General features: G+C 64.2%; 15 protein-coding genes and 2 pseudogenes. 10 read left to right on the top strand and 7 right to left on the bottom strand.

Annotated features, from left to right (window positions below; all coding sequences use genetic code 11):
- Positions 1–201: 201 nt before the first annotated feature.
- Together AB0H42_RS17165 and AB0H42_RS17160 are read right to left on the bottom strand one after the other, a co-directional pair.
- A pseudogene (locus AB0H42_RS17165) lies at positions 202–594 on the bottom strand (recombinase family protein); the annotation flags it as partial.
- A 983-nt stretch (positions 595–1,577) separates the two neighbouring features.
- Positions 1,578–2,402: pseudogene (locus AB0H42_RS17160) on the bottom strand (class I SAM-dependent DNA methyltransferase); the annotation flags it as partial.
- 411 nt (positions 2,403–2,813) lie between these two features.
- Here AB0H42_RS17160 and AB0H42_RS17155 point away from each other — a divergent pair.
- The 5 genes from AB0H42_RS17155 to AB0H42_RS17135 all read left to right on the top strand — a co-directional run bounded on the left by AB0H42_RS17155 (position 2,814) and on the right by AB0H42_RS17135 (position 8,047).
- Positions 2,814–3,791 carry a hypothetical protein gene (locus tag AB0H42_RS17155; protein ID WP_357056564.1) on the top strand — a complete coding sequence of 326 codons (978 nt, stop codon included), beginning with the start codon at positions 2,814–2,816 and terminating at the stop codon, positions 3,789–3,791.
- Positions 3,792–3,795: 4 nt separating this feature from the next.
- Positions 3,796–4,734, top strand: coding sequence for a phosphotransferase (locus AB0H42_RS17150; RefSeq protein WP_357056561.1), 939 nt, complete (start codon positions 3,796–3,798; stop codon positions 4,732–4,734).
- Positions 4,735–4,860: 126 nt separating this feature from the next.
- Positions 4,861–6,009: an alpha/beta hydrolase gene (locus AB0H42_RS17145; RefSeq protein WP_357056558.1), complete on the top strand. Its 1,149-nt coding sequence runs from the start codon at positions 4,861–4,863 to the stop codon at positions 6,007–6,009.
- 466 nt (positions 6,010–6,475) lie between these two features.
- Positions 6,476–6,616, top strand: coding sequence for a hypothetical protein (locus tag AB0H42_RS17140; RefSeq protein WP_357056555.1), 141 nt, complete (start codon positions 6,476–6,478; stop codon positions 6,614–6,616).
- A gap of 189 nt (positions 6,617–6,805) precedes the next feature.
- The gene (locus tag AB0H42_RS17135) at positions 6,806–8,047 is read left to right on the top strand and encodes an FAD-dependent monooxygenase (protein WP_357056552.1); all 1,242 of its coding nucleotides are present in this window, start codon (positions 6,806–6,808) and stop codon (positions 8,045–8,047) included.
- A 35-nt stretch (positions 8,048–8,082) separates the two neighbouring features.
- On the opposite strand, the gene AB0H42_RS17130 is transcribed toward AB0H42_RS17135, so the two are convergent.
- The 4 genes from AB0H42_RS17130 to AB0H42_RS17115 form a co-directional block, all read right to left on the bottom strand.
- Positions 8,083–8,940, bottom strand: a complete 858-nt coding sequence (locus tag AB0H42_RS17130) for a nucleoside hydrolase (protein WP_357056549.1) — start codon at positions 8,938–8,940, stop codon at positions 8,083–8,085.
- A gap of 115 nt (positions 8,941–9,055) precedes the next feature.
- The gene (locus AB0H42_RS17125) at positions 9,056–9,532 is read right to left on the bottom strand and encodes a DUF4254 domain-containing protein (protein ID WP_357056546.1); all 477 of its coding nucleotides are present in this window, start codon (positions 9,530–9,532) and stop codon (positions 9,056–9,058) included.
- 4 nt (positions 9,533–9,536) lie between these two features.
- Entirely contained in the window at positions 9,537–9,989 is a 453-nt protein-coding gene (locus AB0H42_RS17120; RefSeq protein ID WP_357056543.1) for a hypothetical protein, read from the bottom strand.
- 151 nt (positions 9,990–10,140) lie between these two features.
- Positions 10,141–10,440, bottom strand: a complete 300-nt coding sequence (locus tag AB0H42_RS17115) for a hypothetical protein (protein WP_357056987.1) — start codon at positions 10,438–10,440, stop codon at positions 10,141–10,143.
- Between the two features lie 110 nt (positions 10,441–10,550).
- Here AB0H42_RS17115 and AB0H42_RS17110 point away from each other — a divergent pair, with 110 nt between their 5' ends.
- From AB0H42_RS17110 to AB0H42_RS17100, 3 genes are all read left to right on the top strand, one after another.
- Complete coding sequence (locus AB0H42_RS17110; protein ID WP_357056540.1) at positions 10,551–11,462, top strand: helix-turn-helix transcriptional regulator; 912 nt, start codon at positions 10,551–10,553, stop codon at positions 11,460–11,462.
- A 9-nt stretch (positions 11,463–11,471) separates the two neighbouring features.
- The gene (locus tag AB0H42_RS17105) at positions 11,472–11,852 is read left to right on the top strand and encodes a DUF397 domain-containing protein (protein WP_357056537.1); all 381 of its coding nucleotides are present in this window, start codon (positions 11,472–11,474) and stop codon (positions 11,850–11,852) included.
- A 420-nt stretch (positions 11,853–12,272) separates the two neighbouring features.
- Complete coding sequence (locus AB0H42_RS17100) at positions 12,273–12,941, top strand: nucleoside/nucleotide kinase family protein (RefSeq protein ID WP_357056534.1); 669 nt, start codon at positions 12,273–12,275, stop codon at positions 12,939–12,941.
- Here the strand turns inward: AB0H42_RS17100 and AB0H42_RS17095 are convergent.
- Positions 12,934–13,212 carry a PfkB family carbohydrate kinase gene (locus tag AB0H42_RS17095; RefSeq protein ID WP_357056984.1) on the bottom strand — a complete coding sequence of 93 codons (279 nt, stop codon included), beginning with the start codon at positions 13,210–13,212 and terminating at the stop codon, positions 12,934–12,936. The two genes, AB0H42_RS17100 and AB0H42_RS17095, sit on opposite strands and share 8 nt — an antisense overlap.
- A gap of 48 nt (positions 13,213–13,260) precedes the next feature.
- On the opposite strand from AB0H42_RS17095, the gene AB0H42_RS17090 reads away from it, so the two are divergent.
- Complete coding sequence (locus AB0H42_RS17090; protein WP_357056531.1) at positions 13,261–14,394, top strand: IS701 family transposase; 1,134 nt, start codon at positions 13,261–13,263, stop codon at positions 14,392–14,394.
- A complete protein-coding gene (locus tag AB0H42_RS17085) occupies positions 14,391–14,555 on the top strand; it encodes a hypothetical protein (RefSeq protein ID WP_357056528.1) in 165 nt (54 codons plus the stop codon). Before AB0H42_RS17090 ends, AB0H42_RS17085 begins: the two co-directional genes overlap by 4 nt.
- Positions 14,556–14,653 lie beyond the last annotated feature (98 nt).

Here is a 14,653-nt window from a genome sequence, read left to right as displayed (position 1 = left end):
ACGATCGGGGCGGTGGTCGGGTCGGGTTCGAGGGTGTGGAGGCGTTTGCCGTCGGCGGCTTTGCCGGGGTGGGGGTGTGGGCCGGCGTCGGCGAGTCGGTATCCGTAGGGTGGTCGTCCGCCTAGGTAGCGGCCTTCGACTTTGGCCTGCGGCCATGGCGGCGCGGACGCGGATCTTGATGCGGTTGCGTTCGCCTTTGGACATGCCGCCGAAGACGGACATGATCAGGTCGTGGGCTTCGGAGTCGGGATCGATCGGGCCACCGACCTCGGGAACCCAGAGCGCGACGTCGTAGTGGACGAAGACGGGGAAGGTGAGCCCGAATTGGTTGCCGTAGAAGGCGCGCTGGGGTTCACCGATGACGACAGCGTCGAACCCGCGGTCGGGTTGTTTGAGTAGGTCCAGTAGCTGTGCTGCTTGGGGGCGGCGTTTCCAGGGGATGGAGCGGGATTGCCCGATGTCGAAGAATTCGGCGGCGATGTGTCCACGGTTGCCGATCAGAGCGCGGGCTCGGGCGAGCTGCCAGTTACGTGATGTTTCGGGGTCTTGTTGGTCTTCGGTCGATACTCGGCCGGCGAACGCGAACCGGATCATCATGCCGCCCGTTGCTCGGGTGCGGACTGGTTGTCGGTCTCGGCGGCGGCGACATTCTTGATCAGACGTATCAGGGCAGCGGCGACCTGGGGTGAGACCTCGGGTGGCGTCGATGGTGGGATGACTTGAATATCGTCGTGTCGTGACGCCGTTGACCCCGCGATGTGTAGCGCGGGTCGGGGCTGGTTTGATGCTGTTCCCTTGTGGTGGTGTCGCCGACGTTGTGTCACAGTCACTCTCCCCGGGATGTCCGTTGGTGAATTTGCAGACGGTGCGGATGTGTTTGCGTACGAATGTGGTCGTAGCTGTGGTCCATGAACGCTCTGCTACGGCCGGTTGTCAATCCCGTATGTCTACCGTGATGTCCTGGCTACGGAGGTTCGCCATGGTGCCGGTCGCCTGGTACCGGTAACTTCTCGATTCCCGGCAGGGATTGGACACGGCTGGTCGCTAGTTGCTGCCCGTATTGACTGCTGTGTACCGGTGTTAGGCGCACGGGGCACGAAATCAGCCGGAATCGGGTGGTCGCAGTGCTGTCGGCCTGGTGATTTCGGAGTTGCGGCCTGCTGCCAGTTCTCAGATCTTGTCTACCGTCACTGGGCGGGAAACGTATTCGTCGATGCCGACGTTTGGTGCTGCATCATGCGTTGGTGCAAGCGCCGTATGAACCCCGGTGTGGGGGTCAGGGGTTCGAGTCCCCTTAGCTCCACTTAAAACCCCAGGTCAGGCCCGGTCTAGTACCGGGCCTGACCTGTTTTGTTTTGACCAACCCCCCGTTTACCCCCCGGTTTGGTCCCGAAATGGTGTTGACGATGGTTCTGCCGTCGTACTGCCAGTGAAGCAGTGCCACCTGATCCGGGTGTATTTCCGGGGCCGGGGGTCATTGTGGCAGGTCGGGTAGGTCCGCCAGGGTCTGTAGTGCGCCTTCGTACCAGGCGTGTACAGCCAGCCAGAGATAGGGCGGTCGTCCTTCCACGGTTTCCATCGAACTGGCGGCCCTTGAATGCGTCGTCGGTGAGCGTGTTGCCGAAGGCGATATTGGTCGCGTCGTGGCCCTTGGCCAGCAGGTCAGACTTGCAGATCGCATACGACTGCGGGTTGTACTCCTGGCCGTACAGGCTCAGCCTCGCGTCGGGGTTGTGCGCGAGCAGGTGCTCCTCGGCTAGGGCGAGCATTCCGCCGGTGCCCGCGGTGGGGTCGTAAAGCGTGCGGATGATGCCTGCCTCGGTCAAGTCGGCGTCCTTTTCGGCGAAGAGCAGGTCGACCAGGAGCCGGATCGCGTCGCGCGGGGTGTAGTGGTCGCCGGAGGTCTCGTTCGCGGCCTCGTTGAACTTGCGGATGATGTACTCGAATGCGTCGCCCATATCGGCGTTGGAGACGACGTCCGGATGCAGATCGACGGACCTGAAGGAGGTGACGACCTCGCGCAGGAGTTCCGCCTTCTCCAGGGCGAGAATTTCTTTCTTGAAGTCGAAGTACTCGAAGACGTCGACATCGGGCGAGAACCGGTCGATGTAGTCGGCGAGGTTGTCCGCCAGCCCGTCGGCGTCGGCCAGCAGGTTGGCGAAGGAGTAGTGCGAGGTGTTGTAGAACTGCCGCCCGGTGGCCTTCTTGACCTCGATCTCGAGCCGTTTGGGGTTGTCGTACTTCGCGGCGAGCTCGCGGACCGTCTCCCGGTCGGGCTCGATGATGCAGTCGAGGCGGCGCAAGATCGTGAGCGGGAGGATCACGTTGCCGTACTGGTTGGGGCGGTAGGGACCCCGAAGTTGGTCGGCGATCGACCAGATGAAACTACCGAGGGTGCTCACACGGCTCCTTACCAGGCTCACTCGACGACAGATATCGGACGCCCACTGCGAGACCCTCCACGCCGTCCGCGCGCAGTCTGCGCTGACCGGTGCATCCATCGACAATCATCGCGCATTACGACACGTCGCGTGCCGCGAGGGACCAGCAAGGTCTCCGGTAGGAGCTAAGGACATCGCCTATTTCGAGGTGATCCGCATTGCTCGCGTGCCACACATGCTCGGTGGGGCGGACGCGTGTGTGGTCCGGGGTCTATCTCACGACGGCGCTGGGTCCTGGATGGCGCCTCGGTGTCGAATCGTCTCGGGTGTCGATCGGAATCGGTCGTGGCGCTTCGACTGGCGCGGCTACAGTCTGGAGTAAGCGGCGAATCCGCGGTGGGGATGCCCGGTCGTTGGGTTAGGGTGTTTCGGGTGTTCAGCGTGGAGATGAGCCGCGCCTTCCAGGTGAGGCAGGGACTGTCTTCACCGGTGCGCCAGACCCGGGGGGTGGCGCCGATCACAGAGGTCTCGGTCACGATGCGGGTGAGTTTCTCGTTCGCCGACGACCAGCTCGACGCCTATGGCCGGTTTGTTGATACCGATCTGCTCGACGAGGTTCTCGACGAGTATGCGGCGCGCTTGTCGGCGACCGTTTGGACCAAGTTGTTCGAGCACAGGCCGACTTTTGAGCGCGTTGCCCAGATCCTGTACCGGGAGCTGATACAGCGGATCCCGCAACTGGCCTACGTGACCTTGGTCAACGACGCGGCAGGTGTGACCACTACCTACCAGGGTGGGGCGGACTCTGGGGGCAAGGGTGTGTTGGTGGTGATCCGCGGGAATTCTGCGTCGGGGAAGTCCTCGACCGCCGTGGCGGTTCAGCAGCGTTTCGACCATAGCCGCTGTGCAGTGGTCTCTCAGGACACTATTCGGCGCAACGTGCTCCGCGAGTTCGACGAGCCCGGCGCGTTCAACATCGGTCTTGTCGAGCAGATCGCCAGGTCGTGTCTGGCTCGGGGGATGGTGGTGATCGTGGAGGGCATTCTCGATGCCAACCGCTACGGGCCCATGCTGGAACGGCTCGTCACTTCGGCGGGCCGGTCCCTGTTGTACAGTTTCGATCTCACCTTCGCTGAAACCCTGGTCCGGCACGCCGGGCGGCCTCAAGCCGCGTCGATTCCACCGGAGCAGATGGCCGGCTGGTATCACGGGTGGCAGCCGCTGCCATTCGCGGACGAGACCCGTATCGACGCCACTTGGACCCTTGATGCCGTAGTCGAGCGGATCTGCCGCGACATCGAGCACGAATTGGCCGGCGGCGGCCAGCCCGGAGGTTCTGCCGTCGGCTTTGACGCTCCAGCTCCAGAGACGAAATTCGGTGGTGAGGCCGGTCTGCACGCTGCACGATGATCCGATGACCGAGATCGAAGCCCCGGTGTCCCGGATCCGGTGGAGCGGTGTGCCGGTGGCGGTGCGCGCAGAGATCGAGGAACGGTTGGGTGCACGAGTGCGTTCGGCATCGACCCAACCCGGAGGATTCAGCCGCGGAATGGCTTCCCGGCTGGTCTTGGTCGACGGCCGCACCGTGTTCGCCAAGGCACTCCCCACCGACGAAAGGTTCGTTCACCGATACCGCGTCGAGGCCGACACCACTGCGCAATTGCCACCGCAGATCCCGGCCCCGGCGCTGCAGTTCACCCTGGAAACCTACGGGTGGCGCGTGCTGGTATTCGACGACATCGCAGGCCGGCATCCCCGCTTCGATCAGCCGGCAGAACTTACAGCGGTCCTCGCTGTGATCGAGGACCTGGCACGGACGCTGACCCCGAACCCTCTGGCAGGGGCCCCGACCCTGGCCGCTGAGTACCGCCCGAAGCTCTCGGGCTGGAGTGCGATCGCCGAGGACGGCCCGCCCGGCGACATGGACGGGTGGGCGCGCCGGAATCTGGATTGGCTGGCAATCCTCGAAAAGCGATGGGAGGCTGCCTCGGTGGGCGAGACGCTGCTGCATACCGATCTCCGCGCGGACAATATGCTGCTGCGCCCGGATGGCACGGTCATGGTCGTCGACTGGTCGTGGCCGTGCGTGGGCGCAGCCTGGGTGGACCTGGTGTTCCTGGCCCCCGCATTGACCCAACACGGGGTCGACCCCGAACCGATCCTGGCGTCGCACCCCCTCACCCGCGACATCGATCCCGCCGCGATCACCGCCATGGTGTGCGCACTGGCCGGATATTGGACCCGGGAGAGCCACCGGTCCCCCGGGGCACAGTCGCCAGCTCTGCGTCGACATCGAACAGAAGCCGGCCGCGCGGCGATCGTGTGGCTACAGCGGCGAGTCGGCTGGAGATAACCACTGCGTCTGCGCAGCGGTCGGCGGCGAACAGCTGCTATTCGGGTTCGGAGAGTCCGAGCCGCTGGTCGTGGCCCGGCGAGCGTGGATGGTATAAGGCCGTGCCTAATGCGACGTGAGTGGCTGGTGGCCGACTGGCTGATCAGAGGGGTGGTGATGGAGAACGTGACGCTGACCGCGGCGGACGGCGTGGTGCTCGACGCTGCTGTGCACGTCGCGTCGACGAACGCGGGTCGTGGTGCGGTGGTGCTGGTCCATGGGATCACTGTGGACAAAGGCGAGGGCGCCATGATGTTCGTCTGCCTGGCCGACCGACTGGCGACAGTGGGTTCATGTTGTGCGGTTTTCCTTCCGCGGCCACGGAACCAGCGGCGGCGCGTCGCGGAATGTGACGATTGCAGGGAGTGCCTGGACTTGCAGGCTGCGGTGGAATACACGCAGAACCGGTTTGCCGGGCCGTTGTCGGTGGTGGCTGTCAGTTTCGGTGCGGTACCGACCGCGTTGCTGCTGCCGTGGCTCGCTGCGAGTCCGGACCGTCTGGTGTTGTGGAACTCGGTTCTCGACCTGCACCACACGTTTGTCGACCCCGAGCTTGACTGGGGCAAAGGGAACTTCGGACCGCCGCAGCGCCGCCGGCTGGCCGAGCGCGGGGTACTCCTCGTCGATGTCGATGTCGATGTCGATGTCGATGTCGATGTCGATGTCGATGTCGATGTCGATGTCGAGTTCGAACTCGGGCAGGTCCTGTTCACCGAGTTCGAGCACTACCGTCCGCTCGACCAGTTCCTTCAGGCCGACGTCCCCGCGTTAATTGTGCACGGCGACCGCGACACCGCCGTCTCCTACCGCATCGCCGCAGAAACAGCCAGGGCCCGCCCGGCGACCGAGCTGGTAACGATTGCGAGCGCAGACCACGGATTCGATACCGAGGACAGGGAGAACGAAGCGATCACCACCACCGTGGAACGGCTCACCGAGCGAAGCGCGGTCGGCTCGCCGACCGCTGATTCTTTCCGAGTCGTTTCGGCGATCCCGCTGCGAGCCGGCGCTGCGGGTTCAAATTCGCAGCTCTTGCGTATTCAGGTGAGGAACGCGGCGCAGTTGTCAGTGTTATTGCGGCATCAGTCGCCCGCGGAGCGTACTGCTCAGCGCCCGATCTCTTCTGCTTCACGCAAAAATTCGTCCTTCCTGGTATTCGTGCAGCACATCACCTGTGTCCGGGATGGGAAATTATGCATTAACGCAAAATCGGTGCCCGTAAACCCTTCCCTTTGAAGTTGTTTAGGGGTTTGGATAGGGGCGTCAATCCAATACCGGAGAGGTGATCGATGGATCCGAACATTATTCTGATCTAGTTGGGCCCCAGGTTGTCGACGCTCTCACGCGGGCCTTCGGTGGCTCCGTGGTCAGCGGGAATCGTCCTGTCATTCATCTGGTTCGCTCGTCAGCGATACCCGATCTACTGGGTAGCATTTTCTCCTGAAAAATCGGGGACTGACGCGTTATTTCCTTTCTTCTGACCTATTGAGCGCCCTCATTAAGGGCTGTTTCTGTGTGGCATTCGACAGAAAATCGTTGCCGTCCTCGGAGTCTCACTGAGAGCGCACCGGAATCTTCTTGCGACTCTCAGCCGAACGTGCCGTCGCACAGCATGCAACGGAGGCTCTGCCACGATCACAACCCACCCGACGGTTGAAACGCTGACCGAATCGGCGCAGGTGAACCTAGCGAGTTACCTGTCTTGGAACGTGATGCCGGCCGGTACGCCTCCCTCATCTACGCCGACGGCACGTTCGGCCGGGAATGGGTGGTACCGATGTGGTCCGACAACGATGTCACAGCCGATATAGATGTGCCGCTGACCTGCACAAATAAAACCTGACGGGCGTCGTGCGGTGCATGGCGCTCTCACCACCGCCCGACCCATCGTGCTGGCGAACCTGACCTCACGCCGCGCTACGGCTTTCCCCTCTCACTCTGGCGTGACGGTCGCGGTTCGTGTTCTCCCGTAATTCCCGCGCGCATCCCTGGCTCTAGGTCCATGCGCCACAACAGCCCAGGAAGGCATGTCATGTTTCGTATCGCCGCACCGGCCAAGTCCATCCTCATCGTCGGGGCCGGTCCCGCCGGTCTCACTCTCGGTATCGAACTGCTGCGCCGCGGCGTGCCGTGCTGTGTGATCGACGCACTGCACGCCCCCGCCACCACGTCACGGGCCTTTACCGTGCACGCGCGGACCCTGGAGCTCTTCGAGATGATGGGGATCATCGACCCGTTCCTGGAGCAGGGACTACGCGGGATATCGATGGACTACCGCTTCCACGACGCCGGGCAGATCGTCCGGCTGGATTTCACCACCCTCAACAGCAAATACCCCTGCTTCCGGATCATCAGCCAGACCGACACCGAACAAATCCTGCGCGAGCACTTTCTGCGACTCGGTGGGGTCATCGACTGGCATACCGAACTCCGCGCCGTCACCGTCGACGACGGTGCGGTCACCGCCACTTTGTTCGACACCGCCGGCCGGCGCACCGAAACCGTGCAACCCGATTGGCTCATCGGCTGCGACGGCGCCCACAGTGTCGTCCGCCGTCTCATAGGCGCCGACTTTCCCGGCGCCCGTGACCACGGCGCGGTGATGTGGATGACCGACGCGCCCTTGACCGGCCGCCCCGGCGAGGCCGGCCGCGTCTGCTACGACATCGGTGCCGACCACATGCTGCTGACCACCCAACTGCCGAACGGGACCTGGCGAGTCCTGGTCAGCGGCGCCGGTGACACCGACAGCGTCGACAGCTCACCGGAAGCTTTCCAGAAGATCCTCGACCAGCACTTCGACGGAACGGTAATCCTCGGGGACCCGCAGTGGACCAGCGTGTTTCAGGTCGGCCGCTATCTCAGCGCCACCTACCGTCAAGGCCCGATACTGCTGTGTGGTGATGCCGCGCATCTGCAGGCTCCCGTCGGCGGCCAGGGTATGAATGTTGCGATTCAGGACGCGGTCAACCTCGGCTGGAAACTGGCCGCTGTCGCCACGGGCGCTGTCGGCCCCGCACTCCTGGACACATACGAGCAGGAACGACGCCCGATCGGTGAAAAGGTCATCGCCGACACCGACGAACTCCACTCGGTGATCCTGAATCACGGTGTGCCCCTCACCGAGCGCCTCGCCAAAACCCAGGAACCCGGATTCCTCGATCGTGCCGTACGTAACATTTCCGGCATCGCCTACCGCTACCGCGACACCACCACCGCTTCCTTACTCCGCGGGCTGGGCCTCGGCGACCGCGCGCCCGACGTCGAGGCTTGAACCGGTCGGATCCGCGAGTAGACCAGGGCGGGTATTCATACGCGCAGCGCACCATATGTCCAGCTCAGGAACGCGGAATGGTCGACCGTGCTCGATACTTGCATCGGTCGTCCGTGGCTTGCGCGGGACAGACGTGCGTTGGGGTGTATCTCGATTCGTTCGGTGTGGAAGGCAACGAAGGGCAGTCCGAGCGCGGCGCTGAGGACCAGGGTATGCCTCATCCAGGCTATGGGTTCGCGGGCGGACCATGCTCGTAGGTGGGTCGCCAGTAGTTGTGTCCACGGCGGTGTGGTGGGGCGTTCGAGCGCTCGCAGGCGTGGGGAGTTTGGAGGGATGCGGAGGGTGTCGGAATCGGTGTGGTCGCCGAGCATTAGACGCGGTGTGTGCAGTGCGCGCAGGGCAAGCCCGGCAGATGTCGGATCAACGCGGAAGTTCTCCGGCACGGGCGTCTTGCCCCGGTGACCGCCCGGCGGCCCGCCCAGTTGGGTGACCATTACCTGGTCGGTGATCTCTGGTAGGCGGGAGATGACAGCGGTGAGGTTGGACATCGGACCCAACCCCGCCCACCGGATCGGGCGGGTGGATTCGCAGAGTTCGACAATGGCAGCGATCATATGATCGAGACCACGGATGCGTTCGAGGAAATCTTCACCGAACGCCGGGGGAGGTTGGTCGTTGTCGAGGAGGAACCGGTCCTCGCCGCCCAGGTCGAACCCGGCGATCACCCGGACATCGGGCCGGTCGAGCATTTCCAGTATGTGGCGGGCCAGCTGCGCGCGGCGGCCACGAGTTTCGTCGGCGGTGACCACGACCAGATTCGGCGCCACACGTGCCGCGATCACCAACGCTACGAGACCTGCTGGGTGCCAACCGATATCGGTATCGAGGATCACCAGCTCATCGCCTGTTACGACGGGTGGCGAGGCCCGGTGGTCGGTCGTGGGTAGGCCGGGGATGGAAATTGCGAGGCTCCTTTCAGCGCGGGCGTCGGTAGCCGCCCGGGTTCGATCACGGGCAGGATGTGTCGGGGAGGCGTCGTGCTCGGTGGGCAACTGCGGTGGTCAGGTCGGTGTAGTCGTCGACCAGTTCGGCGAGGCGGTACCACGCGGCGTGTACGAACGGGCTGGACGGTTCGGCGCTCATCAGCAGGTGGTACGCCCGAACCTGCTGGGCAGCGAGCCGATCGATCACGGTGCCCAGGGATTCGAAGTGCAGGGTCGCGTTCGGATGTGGCGGCGGCGCATGCTCGGTTACCCAGCGATCGGCCTGCACCGACAATTCGGTGCGGTGGGGGCATGCCAGGCAGGCGGGGCGATGAAGACGCTGCTGGTGCAGTTGCCCGAACCGGTAGGCGATCGGTGCGAGGGGATGGGGGCCGACGTGATGACCTCGAATGGCCGACAGCAGTGCCTCGCCGGTCGGGAACAACGATTCCGACGAGTCGGTGATACGGGCGGGTCGTGAGGTGCCGGTGCTGACGTGCATCGGGTCACCTCCGTGACGTTGGTAGCTGGCGGCGGGCAGTGGCAAGCACGGTCGACCGTGCGGGCAGCGCTTGTGCAGTGGTCGGGGGCCAGATCCAGTACCAGGTGAGGGGTTGGTCGGTCATCGGCAGCCACACCCTCTGTCCCGCGGTCAGAACTCGTACCCCTGCACGGTGCAGTGCGGCACGGGCCGTGGCGCCGAGCGCGCCGCCTGTGCCGGGGCCGACGAGGAACACCCAGTTGCGGCGTGGTCGCTGATAGGTGAAAACCGGCGCGGTGACGCTGCGGTCGTGTTCGAGTTCGTGACGGACCAGAGTGCCCAGGTCCGGTGGCATCACCACCGCCCCCAGCGATCCGGACGCGGTTACCGCGACCCGGCCGAATGTGCAGGAGACCGGAAATCCCATCCCCCGGTAGATGTGGGCTACCTCGAAGGGCGTGTGGCAGTTCTCGAACATCAGGATTTGTCCTTCCGGTGAGGCCCGCCGGTGACCACACCCGACGGAGACCCGGGTACCGGCTGTATCGGGACGACCCCGCGTTGGCCGCGGGCCGCGACCCCGCTGAACGCCACGACCGTGTTAGCGATCGACCACGCCCGCCGCGCGATCACCGCGATACCCCTGCCCAGGCCAGCGCCCGCGCGGCAAATCCTTCCTTGCGGGGCGGCGGCCACGGGCACTCCATGGCAGCCATGCCCATCACTTCCAGCACAGTCAGCCCCAGCAGCCTGACGTGCGCCTGCAGGGCCGCCATGTCTTCGAGGGCAAGTAGCGCCGCTTCGGCTTGATCGCGTGTCAAGGTTCGCCCAGGTAGATAACTCACTACCCATCCGCCGTCGCCTGTGCTGCGCGCGTGGTGCGGTGTGCGGTCGCTGACGAGATGTTGTGACTCCTGCAGAACCGTCATGTTGATCACTGCTCCCGGTCGTCGTGTGGCGGTACATACCACCCTGCATCGACCATAAGCAAATATATAAGCTGATACAAGCGCTTATTAAGTTCATTATGAGTACGCTTGTGGATGTGGTGGATACTGAGTCGCACGACCCTGAACCGCAGGAGGACCACACAGTGACCGTGAGCCGATCAGATCCGTCAGCACTACGCTTCTTGATCGGTCACGAGCTGCGATCCGCCAGAGTGCGTGCCGGGGTCAGCCAGGCCGAAGCCGCCAAAGAACTCGGCTGCACCCAGCCGAAGATCAACAACATGGAGAACGGCAAGTACCAGCAGCAACCCGACGAAACCGCTACCCTCATGCGTCTCTACGCGGCAGAGGTCGATCAGATTGATCGGATCACGTCACTGGCCGGCCGAGCCGATCAAAGCACGTGGTGGGCGCCGTTCAGCGAAGTCCTGCCCGGCTGGTTCAAAACGTTCATCGGACTCGAAGGGCTGGCGACGAGCCAATTCACCTACCAGGCGATGACCCTGACCGGCCAGCTCCAGACCGAGGGCTACGCCACCGCCCTGCTCAGCGGGGGCCTGCAGATCGCGCCACTGGACCTACCCCAAACCATCCGAGCACGGATGGCCCGCCAACGGTTGACCAGCGAGGATAACCCGCTATACCTGCAGGCCGTCATCGAGGAACACACCCTCGACCGGCTCGTCGGTGGCCCCGAAGTCATGGCGGAACAGCTCGGCCACCTCCTCGATCTGATGGACCGTGAGAATGTCGAACTCCGCGAGATGCCGACGAGTACCCCCGTGCACGCCGGTCTCGACGGGGACTTCACCCTGCTCCACTTCGACACCGCGCTGAGCCTCGGCTACGTCGAGTACCAGACCGGCGCCCTGTACGTGCAGGATCGAGAGCAGGTCGCGATGTATAAAATGATTGCAGATCGACTTCTCTCCCTGGCCCTGCCGGTCGAGGAGTCCGCCCACATCATCCGGGGGCGCAGAGATCGCCTCGAACAAGCGTAGGAGAACGGAATGACTTCCCAGGACCGCCTGCACTGGCGGACCTCGAGCTACAGCGGAACCAACGGTGGCCAGTGCGTCCAGGTCGCCTTCGGAAGCCAGACGGTCTTCATACGCGACAGCAAATACCTCCGAGATCCCGCCAACGATCCCGCAGCCCAACCCATCATCGCCATCAATAGCACCTTCTGGCCACGCTTCCTCGACCACGTGAAGGCAGGCAGCAGCCACCCACTCGGCGACGGCCTCCCCGAAATCGAACAGCGCACAGACGGCTACATCGTCCTACGCGATTCTGACACCGAAGCGTCCGCCATGGTCTTCACGCCCACTGAATGGGCCGCGTTCATCGCAGGCGCCAAGGCGCAGGAATTCGATCTGCGCGCCGCCTAGTAGTGTCTCCTGTCCTCGAGGCGTCGTGTAGGAACTCAGAAAATGTGTCGGAATCTTGGAATGATTGGACGGTGCCGTAGCGGATCCGTCATAGTTTTGAGCGTCCGCTCCGGCGCCGGGCTGACTAGTGCATGTTTTTCGCCGGTTGGCTTGCGGCCCTCGGCGGTGTCGCTGCCCGGATCACCTTCAACCCGAGCCCGGCGCTCCGGCAGAGCCGATCTGAGGGGACCAGGTGCAGCGACTGACCGGTTGAGCGTGCCCTGCAGAAGGCCAGCGCGGTAAACATTCGCCGGTGCGGAAATCTCTCTACTTCCCGTGCAGTTGACGGAACCCCGGATCGGTATCATCAACACCCGGCGTGGCCTCTTGGGCTTGCTAATTGGTCGCACTGGCTTGATTCTCGTGCGAAGGAATTCCGGGATGCATGCAGGTTCTGAAGTGTCCGTGGCCGAGCTGGCGGCGAATGTGGCGGCCCGCATTCCACAGGGTCGGCGGCATGTGCTCGGAATCGCTGGGCCTCCTGCGGCAGGCAAGTCGACGTTGTCGCAGAATCTGGCCGCCGCAGTCCGGGCTGGGCACGCTGTGCCTGCGGAGATCGCGCCGATGGACGGTTTCCACAAGACCTCCGCCGAACTGGACGCGGTCGGGGCCCTCCATCGCAAAGGCGAACCGGACACCTTCGACGTCGCGGGGTTCGTTGCGCTTCTGAAAGTGCTGCGTGAAGCTCCACTTGGGCGGCGTATACCGTGGCCGATCTACGATCGCGACCTGCATGATCCCGTGCCCGATGCCATCGTGTTCGCCGCGCAGCGACTGGCGGTCGTGGAGGGCAACTACCTGCTGCTCGAACAGCCGGGTTGGGCTGGGGTCCGCTCACAGCTCGATGAGGTGTGGTACCTCGACGCCGCCGACCACGTCATCGAGCAGAGATTGACCGCCCGCCATCTCCACGGCGGCAAGACGATCGAACAGGCGCAGGTCAAGATTGCCGACAGCGATATGCCGAACGCCCGTCTGATCGCGGGCACGCGGGATCGCGCCGACATCGTGCTGCGCGAGACTGGCGGGAACTACGCTGTGATCAGGTGAATGCTGTAGCCCACTTCCGCGTACCGAAGGTGCGGCACGACAAGGTCGCCACCTCTGAGGCACGGGTGAGCGCGTCGACGAAATCGCGGCTCTGGACGTAATAGGCGCAGAACGCGCCGTGCAAAATATCCCCGGCGCCGAGAGTGTCGGCGGCGGCGGTGACCGGTGTGACCTCAATGATGCCGTGTCGGCCGTCGTCGGCGAACATGATCGGGTCCGGGCCCCGCGTGACTGCGGCGTGTTTGGGCCCAGCTGAGCATAGGTGATCGATTAATACTGCAACGACACTCGGGTGAGGCGGTTCTGGTAGATCTGTGGTGTGGTGTTGGATCGTGCTGTGGCCGAGTTGGATTCGTTGATGACCCGGGTCGGTGTCCGGTTCACCCGGTCCGAGCCGCGGGCTCGGGCCCGGGAGTATGTATCGGGGCTGGTAGCGGGGTTGGAGCGGAAGAACGGGTGGACGCTGGCCGAACGTGCCGGTGAGTCGGGTCCGCAGGGGATGCAGCGGCTGCTGCGGCGAGCGGACTGGGATATCGACGGGGTCCGTGACGATGTACGCGCCTATGTCGTGGAACGGCTCGGTGACCCGGGAGGGGTGCTGGTCGCCGATGAGACCGGGTTCTTGAAGAAGGGTGTGCGCTCGGCGGGGGTGCAGCGGCAGTACTCGGGCACGGCCGGGCGGACGGAGAACTGCCAGATCGGGGTGTTCCTCGCTTATGCCTCGCCCCGCGGGCACGCGTTGATCGATCGGGAACTGTATCTGCCCGAGTCCTGGACCGCCGACCGTGAGCGCTGCCGGGCCGCCGGGATCGACGAGGAGGTCGGGTTCGCCACGAAACCACGGCAGGTGATCGCGATGCTGGCCCGGGCCCTGGATGCCGGGGTGCCGTTCGCGTGGTTCACTGCTGATGAAGCCTACGGCCAGGCCGGATACCTGCGGGAGTGGCTCGAGTCCCGCGACGTGTCCTATGTGCTGGCCACTCGCTGTGATCAGCGGGTGACCACTCGCGGGGACCGAGTGGCCCGGGTCGACGAACTCGTCGACGAGTTCGCTGCGGGCACCTGGCAGCGGTTGTCGGTGGGTGCCGGTGCGCACGGACCCCGCGAATACGATTGGGCACGCCGCCAGATCGAGGGGACCTGGGCGCGTGGACGCGGGCACTGGCTGCTGGCGCGGCGCTCGATCAGCGACCCCACCCACATCGCCTACTACCTGTGTTACGGACCGGCCCGCTCCCGGCTGGTCGATCTGGTGTTCACCGCCGGGTCGCGCTGGCATATCGAAGAAGCATTCCAGCAGGCCAAAGGCGAAGCCGGGCTCGACCACTACCAGGTCCGCAGCTACCGGGCGTGGTATGCCCACATCACCTTGTCGATGCTCGCTCTCGCCTGGCTCGCCGCTATGAAAGCGATTGCCGCAAAGGGGGATACACCGAGACCGGTGAAGACATGATCGCTCTCACGCTACCGGAGATCCGCCGCCTGCTCGTCGCCCTGGTCCTGCCCCGCCACCACGACCCCGACCACGTCTGGGCCTGGTCGCGATGGCGCCGCCGCCGACAACACCAAGCCCGCCTATCCCACTACCGGCGACGAGGCCACCCACTCACCTGAGTGGAGAGTGTCAGAATTTTTGTGGGCGGAACAGTGACCGTTCCGTTTAATTCCCAGTTATCCGCTCACCATAAAACAGCGCGAGCGTGTTGAGTATA

Origin of the sequence: Nocardia sp. NPDC050799 (genome assembly GCF_040654015.1) — a bacterium.
In the GTDB taxonomy this organism is placed as follows: domain Bacteria; phylum Actinomycetota; class Actinomycetes; order Mycobacteriales; family Mycobacteriaceae; genus Nocardia.
This window is presented reverse-complemented; position numbering and strand designations above follow the sequence as displayed.

Excerpts from the sequence above, each read along its gene's own strand:
- AB0H42_RS17085 (WP_357056528.1), top strand. The coding sequence starts at position 14,391 with ATGATCGCTCTCACGCTACCGGAGATCCGCCGCCTGCTCGTCGCCCTG.
- AB0H42_RS17135 (WP_357056552.1), top strand. The coding sequence starts at position 6,806 with ATGTTTCGTATCGCCGCACCGGCCAAGTCCATCCTCATCGTCGGGGCC.
- AB0H42_RS17150 (WP_357056561.1), top strand. The coding sequence starts at position 3,796 with ATGACCGAGATCGAAGCCCCGGTGTCCCGGATCCGGTGGAGCGGTGTG.
- AB0H42_RS17105 (WP_357056537.1), top strand. The coding sequence starts at position 11,472 with ATGACTTCCCAGGACCGCCTGCACTGGCGGACCTCGAGCTACAGCGGA.
- AB0H42_RS17115 (WP_357056987.1), bottom strand. The coding sequence starts at position 10,440 with ATGACGGTTCTGCAGGAGTCACAACATCTCGTCAGCGACCGCACACCG.
- AB0H42_RS17125 (WP_357056546.1), bottom strand. The coding sequence starts at position 9,532 with ATGCACGTCAGCACCGGCACCTCACGACCCGCCCGTATCACCGACTCG.
- AB0H42_RS17100 (WP_357056534.1), top strand. The coding sequence starts at position 12,273 with ATGCATGCAGGTTCTGAAGTGTCCGTGGCCGAGCTGGCGGCGAATGTG.
- AB0H42_RS17120 (WP_357056543.1), bottom strand. The coding sequence starts at position 9,989 with ATGTTCGAGAACTGCCACACGCCCTTCGAGGTAGCCCACATCTACCGG.